Raw genomic sequence first — 18,126 nt, 5'->3', positions numbered from 1 at the left:
GGCAGGGCCTGGAGCGTCCCTCCGGCCGTCCCGCTGTTGACCGGCCATGATCCGGCTGACATAGTCCGTTCCCAAAGGGAACTCACTGGGGGGCGGGTCGATGGCGGGGGCGGCACGAGCGATACGGGATGTGCCGCGGGCGGTGCGGATGCTGGCCTTCGGGGCGTTCTTCAACTCGGTGGTCAGCTTCACCTTCGTCTATCTCTTCGTGTATCTGACCGGGCCGCGCGGGCTGACCCTCGCCCAGGCCGGGCTGATCAGCGGCATCGGCGGCGCCGGCCTCGTCGCGGGGAACTTCACCGGCGGCTGGTTCGGCGACCGCTACGGTCACCGCCGGGCCCTGCTCGCCGGCGCCACCGTGAGCGGCGCCGTCCTGGTCACCCTCCCGGCGCTCCCGATCGCCGCGCTGTACGTGGCCCTTCCGCTCGCCGAGTACGCCGCCGGCGTCGTACGCGCCACCAGCTCCGCGCTCGTCGCGGTGTCCGTCCCCGACGGCGCCCGCCGCCAGGGCTTCGCCGTGATGCGCTTCGCGGGCAACGCGGGCTTCACCGTCGGCCCGCCGCTCGGCGCGCTGATCGCCGCCCGCGCCTCGTACGACTGGCTCTTCGTCGCCGACGGCCTCGGCACGCTCGCCTTCGCCGCGTACGCCTCGCGAGTGCTGCCCGCCCGCGCGGCGGTGCACGCCAAGCCCGCGTACGACCCGCAAGCGCCCGGCGTATGGCGCGAACTGCGCGCCCGCCCCACCGTGTTGGTGCTGCTCGCCGCGATCCTCTGCGTCGACCTCGTCTACCGGCAGCAGTACTCCACACTGCCCGTTTTCCTCGCCGACCACGGTATGGACACCCAGGTCTACGGCTGGCTGCTCGCCATCAACGGCGGCGTCATCCTCTGCCTCGAACTCCCCGCCGCCCACGCCCTGCGCAGGCGCGCCCCGCTGAGCATCGTCGGCACCGGACTGCTGCTGGTCGGCCTCGGCTACGCCGTACTGATCCCGGGCGCCGGGCTGCTGTTCGCCATCACCATGATGCTGTCGCTGACGGCGGGCGAGATCCTCTACAAGACCACGGCCACCGCCTACGTCGCCGACGAGGCCCCCGTCCATGCGCAGGGCCGCTTCCAGAGCCTGTACGCGGGCGCCTCCGTCAGCGGCCAGGTGCTCGCGCCGCCACTGGGAGGCGCGCTCTACTCGGCCGCGCCCGCGCTGTTGTGGCCCGCCTGCGCGGTCCTCGCGGGGGCGGCGGGAGTCACGGTTCTGGCGGCGGGGAGGCTGCGTACGCGCCCGTCAACTGAGACCGGTTCGCTCAGTCGCCTCCCGGCCGGTTAGGTTTTCTGTCATGACCGACACCACTGCTCCCCGCACCACCGGCGCCGTCGCCGCCGGACTCGCCACCCTCACCACCGACGGCACCGTCCTCGACACCTGGTTCCCCGCCCCCGCGCTCACCGCCGAGCCCGGGCCCGCCGGCACTGAGCGGCTGAGTGCCGAGCGCGCCGTCGAGCTCCTCGGCGAAGGGGCAGCCAAGGCCATCGGGTCCGACCCGCGCCGCGGAGTCGAGGTCGTCGCCGTCCGTACGGTCATCGCCGCGCTCGACGACAAGCCTCTCGACGCGCACGACGCCTACCTGCGTCTGCACCTGCTCTCGCACCGGCTGGTCAAGCCGCACGGCCAGAACCTCGACGGCGTCTTCGGGCTGCTCGCCAACGTCGCCTGGACCTCGCTCGGACCGGTCGCCGTCGACGACGTCGAGAAGGTGCGGCTGAACGCCCGCGCCGAGGGGCTGCACCTGGCCGTGACGAGCATCGACAAGTTCCCGCGGATGACGGACTACGTCGCGCCCAAGGGCGTACGCATCGCCGACGCCGACCGTGTCCGCCTCGGCGCGCACCTCGCCGAGGGCACCACCGTGATGCACGAGGGCTTCGTCAACTTCAACGCGGGCACGCTCGGCACGTCGATGGTCGAGGGCCGGATCTCCGCGGGTGTCGTCGTCGGTGACGGCTCCGACATCGGCGGCGGCGCCTCCACCATGGGCACGCTCTCCGGCGGCGGCAATGTGCGCATCGTCATCGGCGAGCGCTGCCTGATCGGTGCCGAGGCGGGCGTCGGTATCGCGCTCGGCGACGAGTGCGTCGTCGAGGCCGGTCTGTACGTCACGGCGGGGACCCGGGTCACCCTGCCCGACGGGCAGATCGTCAAGGCCCGTGAGCTGTCCGGCGCGAGCAACATCCTCTTCCGCCGCAACTCGGTCACCGGCACGGTGGAGGCCCGCCCGAACAACGCGGTCTGGGGCGGCCTCAACGACGTCCTGCACAGCCACAACTGATCACCGGCGGCCGTGACCTGCGGCCGCCTAATAGATCATCGCTTTGACCCGCTGCCAGGCTGTCGGCAGTTTTCGGCGTCGGTCATCGTTGAGCGCCCTTCCACGGCCCCAGGACGGCCCGGGAAGGGCGCTCGTGCGTTGGGCGACACCTGCTTTGTAAGCCTGGCGCCGCTCCCTAAAACGTGCTTCCAGCTCAACAGCCCTGCCAGGGCTCCGGGCCTACCTATCGTCACCGACACCGTCACACACCCCGATTGCCCGTGGCTGACCGATGGATCTGGCACGGATCTGGCACGCCGGGACCTCCATGGCGCTTCCCCTTGCTCTCCTCACGCGCTCTTGGGTCCCCCCCCACAGAGACCTAACGGTCGAGACACATGCCGCTCTGCGCTGGCGCACGGAGGGGAAGGGTGGTACGAGGCCGTCGCTACGGCGAACGCTCTGAGCTTGGGAATCACCGGAACACGGGTGCGGATCACCTGGTCATCGTTGTGCGGCCGGGGGCCATGAGAGCGGCCTCTCCGCGCACCATTTGCGGGAGTGCATCGGACCAAATAAGTTTGATATGCACTATCCGACTGTGGATCAGGCTAGTTTCTGCGGCTCGCCGCTACGCCCAACCTTGCCCAGGAGGTGCTTTCGAGGTGTCAACCGATCGGACCATCAATGTACGGTTCTTCAACGAGTGGGGTGCGGACCTTCAGAACGTCGTCCTGAAGTTCAGTACCTCAAAGAGTGGTGTCGAATCCGACTCGTATAAACTCGACTTGCTGAAGGACGGGGACAGTGCCGGGCCGTTCCTTCGGCACTACCAGACCGGGATGGGCTCGGAGAATTTCGACTACTGGTACGTTGAGTTCGTTTCCACGGGCCAGCCGAGCGGAAAGTACTGGACCAAGAACAACTTCTCCTGCGTGCTGGACTCCGACGTCGATAACACTCGGGAAGCCCACTTCTGGGTCGGCGGAACCCAGAAGGAGGCGTACACGGGATTCCCGGAGGCCGGTGGCGGCTGGGAAGACGGGTACGACGGTACTCCGAAAAAAGACCCTAAGAGCGACTACACGTGCTACGTCAGCCTGGACGGGCCCGCCTGATCATCCGTCAGTGGAAGCGTCTTTTGTGTGACGGCCCGCCCCTTCTTCGGGCGGGCCGTTTCGAGGCCCTTTCGTGCATGCTGCTCGGGCCAGCCGCAAAGCGCAGTACCCGTGAGCTGGCGTCCCGCCCCCATGAGGCGGTGGCGTACTCCGTCACAGAACCGTGCTGGTCCCAATAGCGGCACAGGCTGCACGCACACCACGTCACGCCTCCGCACCGCACGCCGCCCGGTCCGGTCCTCGATCAAACCGAACGTCATCTTCGGCAGCTTCTCCGGCACGGCCAACTCGGGGGCGCTCTCGGCCAGCTCACCCGGCAGCCACGACACCAAGACGCCGCAGATGACGGCCCCGACACGGCCCATGAGGCGGATTGATCCTCTGGCCTGCAACAACATCAGAACAGCCACAACTGAGGCACCCCCGGGGCTCAGCTCCGGCCCTCCGCCCCTCAGAGGCCGGAGGGGCTTGACCCTTGCAACGCCTCGTACGCCACGCGCAGGCCGTCGACCGCCTCGCGGCCGGCGGGCTGCAGCGGTTCCCGGACCGGCCCCGCGCCCAGCAGCGCCTTCGCTGTCACCGTGCCCGGCAGGCCCGAGGCCATCATCAACTCGGCCAGCGGGATGGTCAGCCGGTTGAGCCGCGCGGCCTCGGTGACCCGGCCCGCGTCGTACGCGTCGAGCACCGCCCGCAGCTGCCGGGGCGCGACATTCGCCACCGTACTGACGAAACCCGTGCCGCCCACCGCGTACAGCGGCAGATTCAGCTCCTCGCAGCCCGAGTAGTACGCCAGCGAGGTGCGCGCGATCACCTTGGTCGAGCCGAGCAGGTTGTACGCGCAGTCCTTGACGGCCACGATGCGCGGATGCCCGGCCAGGCGCAGCATCGTGTCCGGCTCGATACGGGTACCGGTACGGCCGGGGATGTCGTACAGCATCAGCGGGATGCCGACCGCGTCCGCGACCCGCCGGAAGTGCGCCTCGACGGCGGCCTGCGGGGGACGGCTGTAGTACGGCGTCACCACCAGCACCCCGTCCGCGCCCGCCGCCTCGGCGGACCGCGCCAGCTCGACGGTGTGCCGGGTGTCGGCGCTGCCCACGCCCGCGACGACGGACGCGCGGTCGCCGACCGCCTCCACCACCGCCCGTACGAGCGCGGTCTTCTCGGCGTCCGAGGTGGTCGGTGACTCACCGGTGGTGCCGTTCAGCACGAGACCGTCGCAGCCGTCGGCCACCAGCCGGTCCGCGAGCTTCCGGGCGCCGCCCAGGTCCAGCTCGCCGGAGTCCGTGAAGGGCGTGATCATCGCGCAGAGGGCGCGGCCGAAGGGGGGTGTTGTGGTCATACGGCAGTCTCGGCCGAGCCAAGTGTGAAGGTCTACTTAGATTTTCTTGGGGTGAGGGGCAAGGGGCGCTGAACAGTCGAGTCCTTCCCTCCGTCTGTCATGATCGGTTACGGGTGGGACAGGACCGACATACGGAGGGAACCGAACATGACTGAACAGCGCGTGGCCCTGGTGACCGGTTCGTCGTCCGGCATCGGCGAGGCGGTGGCCCGTCGGCTGACCGCGGCGGGGATCAAGGTGGTCGTCAACTCCGCCCACTCGGTGGAGGCGGGCGAGAAACTCGCCGCCGAACTCCCGGGCGCTGTCTACATCCAGGCGAACGTGGCCGAGGAGCGCGAGGCCGCCAGGCTCGTCGAGGCCGCGGTCGCCGCGTACGGACGCCTCGACATCCTGGTCAACAGCGCGGGCACCACGAGGTTCATCCCGCACGCCGACCTGGCGGCGGCCACGCCCGAGGTCTGGCGGGACATCTTCGACGTCAACGTCCTCGGCGTCTGGCAGACCATCACCGCAGCCGTGCCCCATCTGCGGGCGAACGGCGCGGGCAGCATCGTCAGCATCTCCTCGCAGGCGGGCGTGCGGCCGGGCGGCAGCTCGATCCCGTACGCCGTGAGCAAGGCGGCCGTGAACCACATGACCGCGCTGCTCGCCAAGACGCTGGGCCCCGATGTGCGGGTCAACGCGGTCGCGCCCGGCTTCATCGACACCCACTGGTTCGACGGCGTCGAGGGCGCCGACGAGGCGAGGGCGCGGGTCGCGGAGACGGTTCCGCTGCGCCGGGTGGGCCGGGCCGAGGACATCGCGGAGGCCGTCTTCGACCTCACCAACGCCTCGTACATCACCGGCGAGGTGCTGCTCGTGGACGGTGGGGGTCATCTGCTGTGAGACCGGCACACCCCGGGAACCGCTCACTCCGGTAGCCGGTACACGCCCGCGCTGAGTCTCAGCGCGGGCGTGTAGGCCCTGCGCTTATGGGCGGAAGCGCAGCACCTGCGGGTCGTGGTCGCTGTTCTGGTCCGCGAACTCCGCGTTGATGTGCACGCTGTCGTACGCGAAGTCGTCGATCGACGGGCTCGTCAGGATCTGGTCGAGGACCTGGCTGTTGCCCTGGAAGACGTACGAGTAACGCTCCGAGCGGGGCAGGGACTTGATCGCCGGGTAGAGCGCGCCGCCGTTCGTCAGGGCCTTCGTCGTCGCCGAGAAGTCGAAGTCGTTGATGTCGCCGACGACCAGCACATCGGCGTGACGCTCGGCCTTCAGGATGTCCTTGACGAAGGCGTTCACCGCCTGCGCCTGCAGCAGACGCTTGGCCTCGGAGGAACGGTTCGGCGGCTGGTGGTGCGAGGTCAGCGACTCGTCGCCGCCCTTCGAGCCGAAGTGGTTGGCGATCACGAAGACCGTACGGCCACGGAAGTTGAACTCACCTGCCAGCGGCTTGCGGCTGTCGGCCCAGGCGGCGTTCGCCGGGTCGATCCGGCCGGGGGAGAGCGTCAGGGCCGCGCGCCCCCGCTCCCGTACGACCGTTGTCGCCGTCTTCGCGTCGCCGCCCGCGCGGTCCGTGAAGGAGACCCGCTCCGGGTTGAAGAGGAAGACCTGACGGATGTTGCCGCCGGGCTCGCCGCCGTCCTTCTTGTCCTCGGGGTTGATGGTGCGCCACTGGTACGCCGGGCCGCCGGCCGCCGTGATCGCCGCCGTGAACTTCTTCAGCGTCTCCTCGGCCGAGACCGTGCCGTCGTTCTTGGCGCCGTTGTCGTCCTGGATCTCCTCCAGGGCGAGGATGTCGGGCGAGGCGAGGTTGTTCACGACCGCGGCCCCGAGCGCGTCGAACTTCGCCTGCGGGTCGGTCGGGTCGAGGTTCTCGACGTTGTAGGTGGCGACCGCCAGCTCGCCGCCGCGCTGCTCGCGGGTCTCCTCGGGCTCCAGGCCGCGGTCCTCGACCGTGCCGAGGGTCCGCGCGGTCAGCGTGTAGCCGCCGAACTGGTTGAAGTCCAGCGGTCCTTCGGTCGTCCCGGACAGCACATCCCCGACGTTCGCCTTCGGGAAGGGCTTCTCGGCGAGCGGCGTCAGCGACTGGATCTGGAGCCGTCCGGTGTTCTGCGCGGTGTACGAGCGGTAGAGCGTGCCGCCGCGGCGGACCGGGTTCTCGTGCGGCTTCACCGTCACCCACAGCTCGGCGTACGGGTCGGTCGCGCCGACGATGCGCGAGGTGCCGATGCGTACGTTGCTGCCCTCGAGCGACTCGTAGTAGTCCAGGGCGTATGCGCGCGGCTGCAGCGGCAGGGCGTTGATGCTGCCGGCCGCGGCCGTGTCGCCGGCCGGGGTGTACGCGGAGGGAACCGACCAGGCGGAGATGGTGACCGGCGCGGGCAGCGCGTTGCCGGCCGAGACGACGGTGACGGTCGGCTTGGCGATCTGGGTCACCGACTGGTTGCCGGAGGAGGTGCCGCCGGGGATGTACTCGCCGACGGTGCCGGAGACCAGCACGCTGTCGCCGACGGCGACGGTCGGGTTCGAGCCGGTGTAGACGAAGACGCCCTCGCTGGTGGCCTGATCCGTGTCGGCCTGCGGGTCCTGGAACCAGAAGCCCTTGGAGCCGTAGGCCCGTACGCCGGTGACGATGCCGGGGACCTCGGTCACCAGCTGCCCGACCAGCGGGGATATCCGGGTGGTGCCCTGGATGTCGTGGATCCGGACCCCGGTGGCGGAGTCGGCGGAGGCGGCGGACGAGCCGGCCAGCAGGCCGGTGGCCAGCGCGGCGGCGACAACGGCCGCGAGCGCGGCGGATCTCGGTGCGACGGAGGAAGGCATCAAGGAACTCCGGGAGTGAGGGTTGTGGGGTGGCGCAATTGGTTCTACGCGCGTCAATCTCTTGGTTTTGCACGGGAGTTGTCAAGGGTCGACGGGTGTACGGCGGCCAACGGGCGGGTGAACCGTCGCGCGGGAGCCGGTCGGGAGCACGTCGGGAGCCGGTCGGGAGCAGGCCGGAGCCGGTACCGCCCCCCGGCTGTCCTGTGCTTACTGCTCGGGGGCGGCGAAACCCGGTGAAATACGTCTACGCTGGGGGCCGCCCACCGGGCAGCCCGCACCCCGCCCCACGCCCGTACCCCCCGTACGCCCCGAGGAGAACCACCAGATGTCCGAAGACCGCCCCACCCTGCCGCCGGTGCGGCTGCACTCGGAAGCGGAGCTGGCGCGGGACGCGCTCGCCGCACCGCTGCTGACCAGGGCCGTCCGGCTCGCCCGCTGGGCGGGGCCGAAGACGCGGGTCGGCGCCGGTGGCGAACTTGTCGACGAGCAGCTGCCATCGGCCGCCGAAGAGCTGGGTCTCGGCGGGGCCGACGGCGACGGGCCCGCGTTCGCGAGCGAGGCGTGGCGCATCGCCGTGGACACCGGTCTGGTGGAGGCCCAGGACCCGCAGGAGGACGACGCCGAGTACGGCACGGTCGGCGCGGGGGAGAACCTCGCCCTGATCACCGCGGGCGGACCGCAGGACATCCTCGGGATCTGGCGGGACGCGCTGGAGGCCGTGCACGCGGACGCCACCGCACCGGTGCTGGCGGACCTGGCCGACGCCATCGGCGAGGACGGCGAGATCGACTTCGCGGCGCTGGACTGGGACCCGGAGGCGGAGTCCGCGTTCCTCGACGGGGTGCTGGGGAACCTGTATCTGCTCACCGTCACGGAGGGCGGTGCGGGCGAGGAGCCGGTGCCGCTGCCCGCGCTCGCGGCGTCGATGATCGTGCCCGACGACATGGGTGAGCCCACCGACGACGTACTGGAGCAGGTGTCGGAGGCAATGATGCGGCTGGACGACCAGTTCCGGCTGCTCGAGCCGATCGGTCTTGTCGAATACCGGCCGATGGACGCGGCGTTGATGGCTGAGGAGGGCGGGGCCGGGGACGAGCCCGTGCCGCCCGTCGACGACGAGGACGTCACGCGGTACGGGATGGTCAAGCTCACCCCGCTCGGGCTGTACGGCATCAGGGCGCGGATGCGAGAGGCGGGCATCGACGCGCCGGCGGTCGGAGACCTGGCGGACAAGGGCGCGGACGCGCTGCTGGACGGGCTGGCGAACTACCCCGAGCTTTCGGCCCGGGCCGAGACCGAGCAGTGGCTGGCGCGGCGCGCCGTGGCCGACGCCGCGCGCGAACTCCTCGCGGCGGCGCGGGGCACGGACGCGGGCGCGCCGCTGCGCCGCCTCCACTGTCAGCAGGCGCTGACCCTGGTGGGCCCGCAGGCCGAACCCGCGGTCCGGGCGGTCCTCGACGACGCGGAGCTGGGTGGCCTCGCGCGGGTGTGGCTCGCGGAGCGGGGCGCGACGGATGTGCCGGCGCCGTCGGAGGCGATGATCTTCTGGCTGGCGATCGACACGATTGCCGCGCAGCTGGACGCGGAGGGTGAGGTCGAGGAGCTCCAGGACCTCGTGGAGGGGCTTGTCGGCCGGCACAGCGGCTTCTTCGAGGCGGCGTGGCGGGTGGAACACCCGGCGACGGCGGAGGTGCTGGAGGCGATGGGGCGGCTGCACCCGGACAAGAGGGCGGCGAAGGAAGCACGCAAGGCGGCGTTCAAGGCGCGCTCCCGGGCGGGGGGCTGACCAACTCGGCCTCGCCGGCGTTTGAGGCGCGGGGTCCGGGGCGGAGCCCCGGTTCGGGGAGGTGGCGGGCGGCGCGGCAGCACCGCCGCGTCGCCCGCCTGGTGAGGGAACGTCAGCACTCGTACCGGGTGGTGTGCTTGAACGAGGACGTCGCGCCCTCGAAGCCGTACGTGCCCCGGTACGCCGGCGGGTTCTGGTACTCGCCGACGATCGTGATCGTGTTCGCGCACGAACCCTGGCCCGAGCGCTTCGCGTCCAGCCTCAGCTGGTCGCCGATCGAGCCGCCCGTGATGTCCCACGGCGCGCCGCAGATGCCGGACGTGATCTGACCGCCCGTCACCACATGCGGGTAGGTGTTCGGGTTGTACTTCACCTCGATGGCGAAGGTGACCTGACCGTTGTGCAGTTCCAGCTTCGCGGACGCCTGGAGCGCCTCCGCGGAGACCTCCAGCGGCTGGGCGAACGCCTCGTCGCGCGTCTTGACCTCCGCGCCCTGCGCGTTGAGGTAGCGGTGCTCGGTGCGGGCCTGCGCGGTCTTCTGCTTCCTTGCCTGAGTGGTCATGGTGCCTCCTCCCGTCAGGCCAGCTGCTCGGCGATCTCGACGCGCAGCAGCGCGCGGACGTTCTCGATGTGGTTCGCCACGGTCACGACCGAGGAACCCGCGAACAGCAGACCGACCGCGACGTTGTCGAGCGAGGTCACCAGCGAACCGGAGTCGCCGCCCGCCGAGATGTTCGTCGTCAGGATCTGGTCCTTGAAGCGGGCCGTGCCCGCCGTGCCGTAATTGACGTCGATCGTCGCGTCCACCGCGATGATGCGGCCGAAGCTGATGTTGGTCGTCCGGCCGGTCTTCTTCACCAGGTCGCCGACCGCTACATTCGCCCTGCGCCGCCACGCGCGCGGCGCACCGCTGAAGTACTGCTGCCGTGTCGCGTCCTCGAACTCGACCTTGCCGAGCGCCGCGTCGACGACGTTGTTGTGCTGGGCCGGCGGGATCTGCGGCGCGAACTGGATCGTGATGAACCGGTCCAGCGTCGCGATCCGGTCCGCCGGGTCCTGCCCGCCGTCGAACACACCGGGCTGCACGATCGGGCTGCCCAGCTGTGCGCGGTTGGAGTCCGCGAGCACATGGTTGTTGGAGAGGATGTAGAACTTCCCCGGCACGCCGAGACCCGGCCCCGGCGGGTCCGTGGTGGCCCCGGGCAGGAAGTCGTACACCACACTGCCGAGCGTTCCGGCCGTCACCCGTACGTTGCCCACCGAGATCCCGGCCGGCGCGGGCCGCAGCCTGCGCCGCAGGAGCTGCGGCTCCAGCGTGCCCATCTCGCGCAGCTCTTCGAGCAGCGGCCGGGACAGCTGCGAGAGCTGTTCCGCGACACTGCCGTCGGAGCGGTACTGCGTGTCCTGCTCCGACGCGCGGCGCGGCTGCTGCCGCGGCTGCCGCTGCGCGGAGACGTGCCCGACCGCGATCACATCGGTCGGCGTTCCGTCGTCCATCTGCCGCGGGATCACGTCCCGTTCGGGCAGCATCGACTCCGGGACCTTCTGGGTCACGAAGACGAGCACGGCCTCTTCGCCGGTGGGGCGGCCGTCGCTCCACTTCACGCCGTGGCCGAAGCCGACGACGTTGGCGAGCGGCGCCTGCGGTCGCAGGAAGTCGCTCATCGCCTGCTGCCGGGAGCTGTCACTGACCTGCCCGCCGGTCGGTCCTCGCATCATCTCGGGCTGGCTCGTCACGCCAGACCACCTCTTCCCCTGGTTCGAAGGGGCTCCCTCACAACTCCTGGTCGTGGGCGTCGACTTCACCGATGGCGAGCACGCGCACCGGTACGCCTTCGAGCTGTGCGGGAACCATGTCTTCTTCCCGGAGCCGGTCACGGGGCACTTTGCGGGTGACGAGGACGACGATCACGTCCTCGCCCGAGTGCTCGTCCCTCCCGGTGCCGACACCGGTCACATTGGCCAGCTCCAACAGCCGGCTCTCATGGAGTTCGCGAGCCCCTTTCGCGTCCACTCGGTGGCTCGCCTCCCCCCGCGGGTGATGCCTTGCAGGTAGGGCATGTCTATTGCCGCGCCCTTCAGCGGTCAAGGTGTTCCGCACTAAATCATGGGTTTGGTAATGATCCATCCCTGTTGACCTTGTTTACGAAGATTCTTCGGACGAACCGTCACCTATGCAGATGCGAAGTGCCGTTGAGGCCGAGCACCGCGCGGCGGCCGGTGGCTCGGATACTCATGGACTGCGAGGCCTTTCGATGTCGGACAGCGTTCAAGTGCTGTTTATTCGTGGGAGGAAGTGTGTGGCCGTCATCAGACAGCCGGATGCGCCCCCTCAGGAGACCCCGATGCCGCTCACCCGCAGGGAATTCAGCAGACAGTCCGCGCTCACCGGTGCGGGAATCGCCATCACCGGCGCAGTCGGTGCGCTCGCCAGCGCGCCCGGCGCACTCGCCGCCGAGGACTCCGTCGAGACCGCGGAGCACGGCGACGACGGGCACGACGGCCAGGGCCACGGCAGCCACCGCCCCGGCTACGGACCGCTGATCCCGGACCCCAAGAAGCTCCTCGCGCTGCCCGCCGGATTCTCGTACCGCGTCATCGCCCACGCCGGTGTCACCAAACTGGAGTCGGGCGAGTTCACCCCGGCCAAGCACGACGGCACCGCCACCTTCGAAGGCCCGCGCGGAGTGACCCTCCTCGTCGTCAACCATGAGCTCAGGGGCGACCGCTCCAAGATCAAGCACCCGGTCCCGCTCACCGAGAACCTCGTCTACGACCCCGCTGCGCCCGGCGGCTGCACGGTCGTCGAGACCCACCGCAGCGGCGAGGTCGCCTCGTGGGTCGGCATCGCGGGCACCGCGCAGAACTGCGCCGGCGGGAGCACCCCCTGGGGCACCTGGCTCACCTGCGAGGAGAACGAGGACCGGGCGGGCCAGAACGGCACGACCAAGGACCACGGCTATGTCTTCGAGGTCGACCCCTACGACCGACGCGCCAACCGCGCCCCCAAGCCCATCAAGGCACTCGGCCGGTACGCCCACGAGGCCGTCGTCATCGACCCCAAGCGCGGCCACGCCTATCTGACCGAGGACGCCGACACCCCCAACGGCCTGCTCTACCGCTGGGTCCCGCCGCACGGCTTCAAGCACGGCCGCGGCCACCTGCGCGGTCTCGCCGACGACGCGGGCGTCCTCCAGGCGACCAGGTGCTACGACTCCGGCGGCCGTTTCGTGGACGACCTGTCCCGCGCCACCAAGATCGGCACGGTCTACGGCGTGGACTGGGTCGACGTGCCGGACCGCGACGCCCGTACCGTCTCCGTGCGCAAGCAGTTCACCGACAAGCAGGTCACCCGCGCCCGCAAGCTCGAAGGCATGTGGTGGGGCGACGGCGGCGCGTACATCGTCTCCTCCTACGCCCGTGACGAGAGCCCGGTCCACCACGACGGCCAGGTCTGGTTCTACGACCCCAAGCGCCGCACCCTCACGCTGAAGGTGCTGTTCGGCGTCAACCCCGACCCGTCCAAGGACGGCGCCTACGACGGCCCGGACAACATCACGGTCTCCCCGTACGGCGGCCTGATCCTCGCCGAGGACGGCGCAGGCATCCAGCACCTCATCGGCGCGACCGAGCGCGGGCGCACGTACCCGATCGCCCGCAACGAGCTGAACCTCGGCACCGAAGAGGACCCGGACTTCAGCGAATTCGCCGGAGTCGTCTTCTCTCCCGACGGCCGGACGCTCTACGCCAGCATCCAGACCCCGGGCATCATGCTCGCGATCACGGGGCCCTGGAAGCGCCAGTCGCACCGCGACTGACCTCGGCCGGACAGGGCCGAAGCGGCCCTGTTGTACGCCCGTACCGTCCTCCCGCCGGTACGGGCGTACCAGCCGGCCACCTCGGTGCTCAGCCCGAGGATGCCCGCCGGCTGCCCCGTGTGAGAGCTGCCGTACGCATCCGGCCGGTCACTGCGACGCCAGGAGGTCCGGCCTTGGTCGCGCCCCCCGAAAACCCTTGGCGCACCCGAGGACTGTCCTCCTAAAGTGATCCTTGTCCAGGTGCGAAGGCAGGACCTACTTCCACTCTTAATGGGGAGGCCACGGGTTCGACTCCCGTCACCGGCTTTCGAGCCGGTGTAGCTCAGTGGCAGAGCACCTTGTCGGTTCCGCCGGCCTCGATCTCTGGACACACCACATTTCATGCACCTCCCGGTGCGAAGGCCGCGGCTACTTCTTCGAACGAAATCACGCCGCAGCCACTCTTGATCTCGGGAGGCCCGGCATTTCGGGGTGCCAGGTGCGCAGGCACCCCTTTCTGCTGCGCTTCCCCCAGGAATTCGGGGGAATTCACATGGCACGCTTCAACGCCCGGGTCACCAAGGTCTGGGCCACCTCGCCCGTGCGGTCGACCGGCCGCGCCCTGCGCACCCACCAGGGCGGCACCGGCGCCGAGCGCGACCCGCGTTCCGAGCTCTTTCTGCTCGCAGTCGCCAACTTCGTTTCCCAGCAGACCTTTTCCGAGACCGGCGACAACCGCGACAACCGATTCACCACACTCGTACGCCGACTCGCCGTCGAGGACCCCCAGTGGACCGCAGATCATCTGCTCGGATGGCTGCGCGGCGCGGGCAATATGCGGACCGCTTCCATCGTCGGCGCCGCCGAATACGTCAAGGCGCGCCTGGACGCTTCCGCGACCGCGGGTCCGACGAACCGGCAGGTCATCGACTCCGTACTGCGGCGCGCCGACGAGCCCGGCGAACTGCTCGGATACTGGACCTCGCAGTACGGCCGCAATGTCCCCAAGCCCGTCAAGCGCGGAATCGCCGATGCCGTGGCCCGCCTCTACAACGGAAAGTCGCTGCTGAAGTACGACACGGCGTCCAAGGGGTACCGCTTCGGCGACATCCTCAACCTGGTGCACGCCTCGCCCGACCCCGGGAAGCCGTGGCAGGGCAGCCTTTTCCAGTACGCCCTCGATCGTCGGCACAACCCGGACACGGCCGAGCCGCCCGCCTCGAACCGCACCCTCACCGCCCACCGGGCGCTGATGGCCGTCCCGGTCTCCGAGCGGCGTGCGGTGATCACCGCGCCCGACGGCTCGGCGCGCCTGGCGGAGGCGGGCATGACCTGGGAGGCGCTGGCGGGCTGGCTGCAGGGACCGATGGACGCGGCGGCCTGGGAGGCCGTCATCCCGTCCATGGGCGCGATGGCGCTCATCCGGAACCTCCGGAACTTCGACGGGGCCGGAGTCTCGGACGAGGTCGCCGCGCAGGTCGCGGCGGAGATCTCGGACCCGGAGGTGGTCGCGAAGTCGCGGCAGTTCCCTTTCCGCTACCTCGCCGCCTACCAGCACGCCCCGTCGCTGCGCTGGTCGTACGCGCTGGAGCGGGCGCTCGGCCACTCGCTGGCCAATGTGCCCGCGCTGTCCGGCCGGACGCTGATCCTGGTCGACCGCTCGGGCTCCATGTGGGCACGGCTGTCGGACCGCTCCGAGCTCAACCGCGCGGACGCGGCCGCGATCTTCGGCACGGCCGTGGCGATGCGGGCGGCCGGGGCCGACCTGGTGCAGTTCGGCACGACCAACTCCCCGGTGAAGTTCCGCACGGGCGAGTCCGTGCTGAAGGTCCTGGAGCGCTTCGGCGACCTCGGCGGCACCAACACCACCGAGGCGGTCCGTAAGCACTACAACAAGCACGACCGGGTACTGATCGTCACCGACGAGCAGGCGGCGTACAGCCACCACGGCGATCCGGCCGAGCAGGTGCCGGCGCACATCCCCGTCTACACCTGGAACCTCGCGGGATACCGGGCCGGCCACGCGCCGTCGGGCACGGCGAACCGGCACACCTTCGGGGGCCTGTCGGACGCGGCCTTCCGCATGGTGCCCCTGCTCGAGCGGGGCCGGGACGCCGACTGGCCCTGGAACTGAGCCCGGGGTGTCCCCGGCGCGCCTGAGGGCGCCGGGGACACCTTCGGTGGACGGGGGAAAGTCGACGGCAGAGCCGACAGCCCTGGTCACGCGGGGTGAGACCGGGTCCGGAGCGGCCCAATTCCCTGCCTGTCCCGGCGGTCGGCCGGGCCTCGGCGCCCACAGCGCACGGTTCCGACGTGGCGTGCCGGGGGCCCGAGGGCGCATACTCGAGGTGATGACAAAGTCAGCCGGATCCCGGCGCCACCTGCCCTCCAGTCCCTTCAACAAACCGGCCGCGGCTGCCCCACCCATTGAGCAGTACCAAGTGGGGGACCGGGTCTCGCACGACCAGTTCGGACTCGGAAGAGTCCTCGCAGTCGAGGGCGACAACGCCGCTGTGCTCGTCGACTTCTCCGGGCGACAGGGAAGAATCCTGAGCCCTTATTCCAAGCTGGCCAAACTCTGAGGACCTGGCCCCCGGGCCCGCCATCACCGTTCTGATGGCGGTCCCGGCGGCGTGGGTCACGGTGTCGGCGCGAGTTACAGCGCCTGGGCGGCCGGCTTCACCATGCCTCGTACCGTCCGGGACTTCACGAAATCGCCCATGGCGGTCATGTCCCATTCGCCCGAGAACTGCTTGATCAGCTTCGCCATCATCACGCCGGTCTGCGGCTCCGCGCCGGTCAGATCGAAGCGGACCAGCTCCTCGCCCGTCGCCGCGTCGATGAGCCGGCAGTAGGCCTTGGCGACCTCGGTGAACTTCTGTCCCGTGAACGAGTTGACGGTGAAGACCAGGCCCGTCGCTTCGGCGGGAATGCGGCCCAGATCCACGACGATCACCTCGTCGTCGCCCGCGCCCTCGCCCGTCAGGTTGTCGCCGGAGTGCTTGATCGCGCCGTTGAGGATCGAGAGCTTGCCGAAGTAGCAGCTGTCCAGGTGGTTGCGGTTGGGGCCGTAGGCGATGACGGAGGCGTCGAGGTCGATGTCCTTGCCGCGGAACGCGGGCTCCCAGCCGAGGCCCATCTTGACCTGGGAGAGCAGCGGGCGGCCGCCCTTGACCAGGGAGACGGTCTGGTTCTTCTGGAGGCTGACCCGGCCCTTGTCGAGATTGATCTTCCCCGTGCCGGGGGCGGCGGCGGGAGCGGCCGGGGGTGCGGACGGTGCGGGCGGGGCGGCGGCGAGACGCGGATCGACGGGAGCGGCCACGGGGGCGGGCGGAGCGGCCGCTACGGGCGCGGCTGCGGGCTCCTCGTCGACGGAGACGCCGAAGTCCGTGGCGATGCCCGCCAGGCCGTTCGCATAGCCCTGGCCGACCGCACGGGCCTTCCAGGCGCCGTTGCGGAGGTAGATTTCGACGACGACCAGCGCGGTCTCGGCGCCGAGCTGCGGCGGGGTGAAGGTGGCCAGCGCGCTGCCGTCGTCGGCGCTGCGGATGGTTGCGGTCGGCTCGATGCCCTGGAAGGTCTGCCCCGCGGCGTCCGGGCTCGCGGTGACGACGATCTTCTCGATGCCGGGCGGGACGGCGGAGGTGTCCACCACGATCGCGTCGGGGGCGCCTCCCCCGCCGGAGCGATAGCTGACGCCGGCGCCCGCCGGCTGGTTGTAGAAGATGAAGTCGTCGTCGGAGCGCACCTTGCCGTCGGCGGTGAGCAGCAGGCCCGATACGTCGAGCCGCACCGGAGCGGCGACGTCCACCGCCACGCGGGTGACGGAAAGAGGGATGTTCGAGCCGGGGGTCATAGCTGTCATGCCAGGGGTAACGAGCGAGACCGCTTTACCGTTCCCTTACTCTTTTCAGCGATTGCGGCCCGGATGGCCCCCCCGCATTGCCTGGCCGGGCCCGGAGCTCGCGACGGGCGGCTGATCAGTACGGCCACCGCGGCGGGTTGGTGGTGAAGTGGCCGCCCAGGTGTGCGTGGTCCGGGTTGTCCGGGTCGAGTTCGCCCTGTTCCGCGACGAGCTTCTCCGCGTACTGCTCCGAGTCGTCCTGCGGCTCGTAGCCGAGCGAGCGCGCGGTCGTGAGGTCCCACCACAGCCGGGTGTTGGCGGAGGAGCCGTAGACGACGGTGTGGCCGACGTGCTCGGCGGTGAGCGCCGCGTGGAAGAGGCGGGCGCCGTCGCCGGGGCTCATCCAGACCGACAGCATCCGCACCGACGTCGGTTCCATGAAGCAGGAGCCGATGCGGACGGAGACGGTCTCCAGGCCGTGCAGATCCCAGTAGAGCTGGGCCAGGTCCTCGCCGAAGCACTTGGACAGGCCGTAGAAGGTGTCCGGGCGGCGCGGGGTGTCGATGGGGATCAGCTCGGAGGGGGCGTGAGGGGCCTGGCCGCGCGGGCGCGGGGTGAAGCCGACCGCGTGGTTGCTGGAGGCGAAGACGATGCGCTCCACGCCCTCCTCGCGGGCCGCCTCGTAGAGGTTGTAGGTGCCTTCGATGTTCGCGCGAAGGATCTTGCCGAAGGAGGCTTCCAGGGAGATGCCCGCGAGATGGATGATCGCGTCGACGCCCCGTACCGCCTCGCGCAGCGCGTCCTTGTCGGCGAGGTCGGCGGTGACCGCGTCCGGCACCCCCTCTATCGGGGTGGCGTCGAAGAGGCGGAGTTCGTAGCCGTACGCGGGCAACAGCCCCCGCATCAGCGTGCCGAGGCCGCCTGCGGCGCCGGTGAGCAGGAGGGTACGGGGAGCGGGCATGGGTGGATCTCCTCGAAATGCTCAGGTCCGTAGACGGCATTCACATTCGTGGAAACGCTAGGGAGTGGTCCGGATGCCGTCAAGTGTCGCGCGGAGGGTCCGACTCCGCCTCTGAGTTGCGGTTTTCCGTCTTGACCGGCGCCACGCGGCTGCCTTAGCGTGACGGC

The 18,126-nt window shown here is 70.1% G+C and carries 15 protein-coding genes and 1 tRNA gene; 9 read left to right on the top strand and 7 right to left on the bottom strand.

Going from position 1 to position 18,126, the window contains the following annotated elements; translation table 11 throughout:
• The first annotated feature begins 100 nt into the window (after positions 1–100).
• From SLUN_RS09195 to SLUN_RS09185, 3 genes are all read left to right on the top strand, one after another.
• On the top strand, positions 101–1,324 hold the full coding sequence (locus SLUN_RS09195) for an MFS transporter (protein WP_108148022.1): 1,224 nt from the start codon (positions 101–103) through the stop codon (positions 1,322–1,324).
• Between the two features lie 10 nt (positions 1,325–1,334).
• The gene (dapD, locus tag SLUN_RS09190) at positions 1,335–2,324 is read left to right on the top strand and encodes a 2,3,4,5-tetrahydropyridine-2,6-dicarboxylate N-succinyltransferase (RefSeq protein ID WP_108148021.1); all 990 of its coding nucleotides are present in this window, start codon (positions 1,335–1,337) and stop codon (positions 2,322–2,324) included.
• Between the two features lie 644 nt (positions 2,325–2,968).
• Positions 2,969–3,421, top strand: a complete 453-nt coding sequence (locus tag SLUN_RS09185; protein ID WP_108148020.1) for a hypothetical protein — start codon at positions 2,969–2,971, stop codon at positions 3,419–3,421.
• Between the two features lie 451 nt (positions 3,422–3,872).
• Here the strand turns inward: SLUN_RS09185 and dapA are convergent, their stop codons facing one another.
• Positions 3,873–4,763, bottom strand: coding sequence for a 4-hydroxy-tetrahydrodipicolinate synthase (dapA, locus tag SLUN_RS09175; RefSeq protein ID WP_108148019.1), 891 nt, complete (start codon positions 4,761–4,763; stop codon positions 3,873–3,875).
• A gap of 147 nt (positions 4,764–4,910) precedes the next feature.
• Here dapA and SLUN_RS09170 point away from each other — a divergent pair, with 147 nt between their 5' ends.
• Positions 4,911–5,648, top strand: a complete 738-nt coding sequence (locus SLUN_RS09170; protein ID WP_108148018.1) for an SDR family NAD(P)-dependent oxidoreductase — start codon at positions 4,911–4,913, stop codon at positions 5,646–5,648.
• An 84-nt stretch (positions 5,649–5,732) separates the two neighbouring features.
• Here SLUN_RS09170 and SLUN_RS09165 read toward each other — a convergent pair whose 3' ends face one another.
• The gene (locus tag SLUN_RS09165; protein ID WP_108148017.1) at positions 5,733–7,571 is read right to left on the bottom strand and encodes a DUF8508 domain-containing protein; all 1,839 of its coding nucleotides are present in this window, start codon (positions 7,569–7,571) and stop codon (positions 5,733–5,735) included.
• Between the two features lie 325 nt (positions 7,572–7,896).
• On the opposite strand from SLUN_RS09165, the gene SLUN_RS09160 reads away from it, so the two are divergent.
• The gene (locus tag SLUN_RS09160) at positions 7,897–9,357 is read left to right on the top strand and encodes a hypothetical protein (protein WP_108148016.1); all 1,461 of its coding nucleotides are present in this window, start codon (positions 7,897–7,899) and stop codon (positions 9,355–9,357) included.
• 112 nt (positions 9,358–9,469) lie between these two features.
• On the opposite strand, the gene SLUN_RS09155 is transcribed toward SLUN_RS09160, so the two are convergent.
• The 3 genes from SLUN_RS09155 to SLUN_RS09145 are packed head-to-tail and all read right to left on the bottom strand — an operon-like array spanning position 9,470 to position 11,371.
• Positions 9,470–9,919, bottom strand: a complete 450-nt coding sequence (locus SLUN_RS09155; RefSeq protein ID WP_108148015.1) for a hypothetical protein — start codon at positions 9,917–9,919, stop codon at positions 9,470–9,472.
• 14 nt (positions 9,920–9,933) lie between these two features.
• Positions 9,934–11,094, bottom strand: coding sequence for a chymotrypsin family serine protease (locus tag SLUN_RS09150; protein WP_257153693.1), 1,161 nt, complete (start codon positions 11,092–11,094; stop codon positions 9,934–9,936).
• Positions 11,095–11,131: 37 nt separating this feature from the next.
• Positions 11,132–11,371 (bottom strand): hypothetical protein, encoded by a 240-nt coding sequence (locus SLUN_RS09145; RefSeq protein WP_170146564.1) that lies wholly within the window; start codon positions 11,369–11,371, stop codon positions 11,132–11,134.
• Between the two features lie 331 nt (positions 11,372–11,702).
• Between SLUN_RS09145 and SLUN_RS09140 the strand changes: the two genes are divergently transcribed.
• The 4 genes from SLUN_RS09140 to SLUN_RS41045 all read left to right on the top strand — a co-directional run bounded on the left by SLUN_RS09140 (position 11,703) and on the right by SLUN_RS41045 (position 15,736).
• A complete protein-coding gene (locus SLUN_RS09140; RefSeq protein ID WP_108148013.1) occupies positions 11,703–13,175 on the top strand; it encodes an alkaline phosphatase PhoX in 1,473 nt (490 codons plus the stop codon).
• A 233-nt stretch (positions 13,176–13,408) separates the two neighbouring features.
• A tRNA-Lys gene (locus SLUN_RS39395) sits at positions 13,409–13,478 on the top strand.
• 229 nt (positions 13,479–13,707) lie between these two features.
• The gene (locus SLUN_RS09135; protein ID WP_108148012.1) at positions 13,708–15,288 is read left to right on the top strand and encodes a TROVE domain-containing protein; all 1,581 of its coding nucleotides are present in this window, start codon (positions 13,708–13,710) and stop codon (positions 15,286–15,288) included.
• Between the two features lie 217 nt (positions 15,289–15,505).
• Positions 15,506–15,736: a hypothetical protein gene (locus SLUN_RS41045; RefSeq protein WP_108148011.1), complete on the top strand. Its 231-nt coding sequence runs from the start codon at positions 15,506–15,508 to the stop codon at positions 15,734–15,736.
• 74 nt (positions 15,737–15,810) lie between these two features.
• Here SLUN_RS41045 and SLUN_RS09125 read toward each other — a convergent pair whose 3' ends face one another.
• Both SLUN_RS09125 and SLUN_RS09120 read right to left on the bottom strand, forming a co-directional pair.
• Positions 15,811–17,019 carry a TerD family protein gene (locus SLUN_RS09125; RefSeq protein ID WP_108148010.1) on the bottom strand — a complete coding sequence of 403 codons (1,209 nt, stop codon included), beginning with the start codon at positions 17,017–17,019 and terminating at the stop codon, positions 15,811–15,813.
• Between the two features lie 115 nt (positions 17,020–17,134).
• Positions 17,135–17,959 carry an NAD-dependent epimerase/dehydratase family protein gene (locus SLUN_RS09120; protein WP_108148009.1) on the bottom strand — a complete coding sequence of 275 codons (825 nt, stop codon included), beginning with the start codon at positions 17,957–17,959 and terminating at the stop codon, positions 17,135–17,137.
• Positions 17,960–18,126 lie beyond the last annotated feature (167 nt).

The sequence above is a fragment of the Streptomyces lunaelactis genome (assembly GCF_003054555.1).
In the GTDB taxonomy this organism is placed as follows: domain Bacteria; phylum Actinomycetota; class Actinomycetes; order Streptomycetales; family Streptomycetaceae; genus Streptomyces; species Streptomyces lunaelactis.
Note: the sequence above shows the minus strand (reverse complement) of the source record. Positions and strands in the feature narration are given on the sequence as shown.

What these genes read in the sequence shown, in the direction of transcription:
- SLUN_RS09195 (WP_108148022.1), top strand. Translation starts at nt 101, where the DNA reads ATGGCGGGGGCGGCACGAGCGATACGGGATGTGCCGCGGGCGGTGCGG.
- dapD (WP_108148021.1), top strand. Translation starts at nt 1,335, where the DNA reads ATGACCGACACCACTGCTCCCCGCACCACCGGCGCCGTCGCCGCCGGA.
- dapA (WP_108148019.1), bottom strand. Translation starts at nt 4,763, where the DNA reads ATGACCACAACACCCCCCTTCGGCCGCGCCCTCTGCGCGATGATCACG.
- SLUN_RS09170 (WP_108148018.1), top strand. Translation starts at nt 4,911, where the DNA reads ATGACTGAACAGCGCGTGGCCCTGGTGACCGGTTCGTCGTCCGGCATC.
- SLUN_RS09165 (WP_108148017.1), bottom strand. Translation starts at nt 7,571, where the DNA reads ATGCCTTCCTCCGTCGCACCGAGATCCGCCGCGCTCGCGGCCGTTGTC.
- SLUN_RS09160 (WP_108148016.1), top strand. Translation starts at nt 7,897, where the DNA reads ATGTCCGAAGACCGCCCCACCCTGCCGCCGGTGCGGCTGCACTCGGAA.
- SLUN_RS09155 (WP_108148015.1), bottom strand. Translation starts at nt 9,919, where the DNA reads ATGACCACTCAGGCAAGGAAGCAGAAGACCGCGCAGGCCCGCACCGAG.
- SLUN_RS09140 (WP_108148013.1), top strand. Translation starts at nt 11,703, where the DNA reads ATGCCGCTCACCCGCAGGGAATTCAGCAGACAGTCCGCGCTCACCGGT.
- SLUN_RS09135 (WP_108148012.1), top strand. Translation starts at nt 13,708, where the DNA reads ATGGCACGCTTCAACGCCCGGGTCACCAAGGTCTGGGCCACCTCGCCC.
- SLUN_RS41045 (WP_108148011.1), top strand. Translation starts at nt 15,506, where the DNA reads ATGACAAAGTCAGCCGGATCCCGGCGCCACCTGCCCTCCAGTCCCTTC.
- SLUN_RS09125 (WP_108148010.1), bottom strand. Translation starts at nt 17,019, where the DNA reads ATGACAGCTATGACCCCCGGCTCGAACATCCCTCTTTCCGTCACCCGC.
- SLUN_RS09120 (WP_108148009.1), bottom strand. Translation starts at nt 17,959, where the DNA reads ATGCCCGCTCCCCGTACCCTCCTGCTCACCGGCGCCGCAGGCGGCCTC.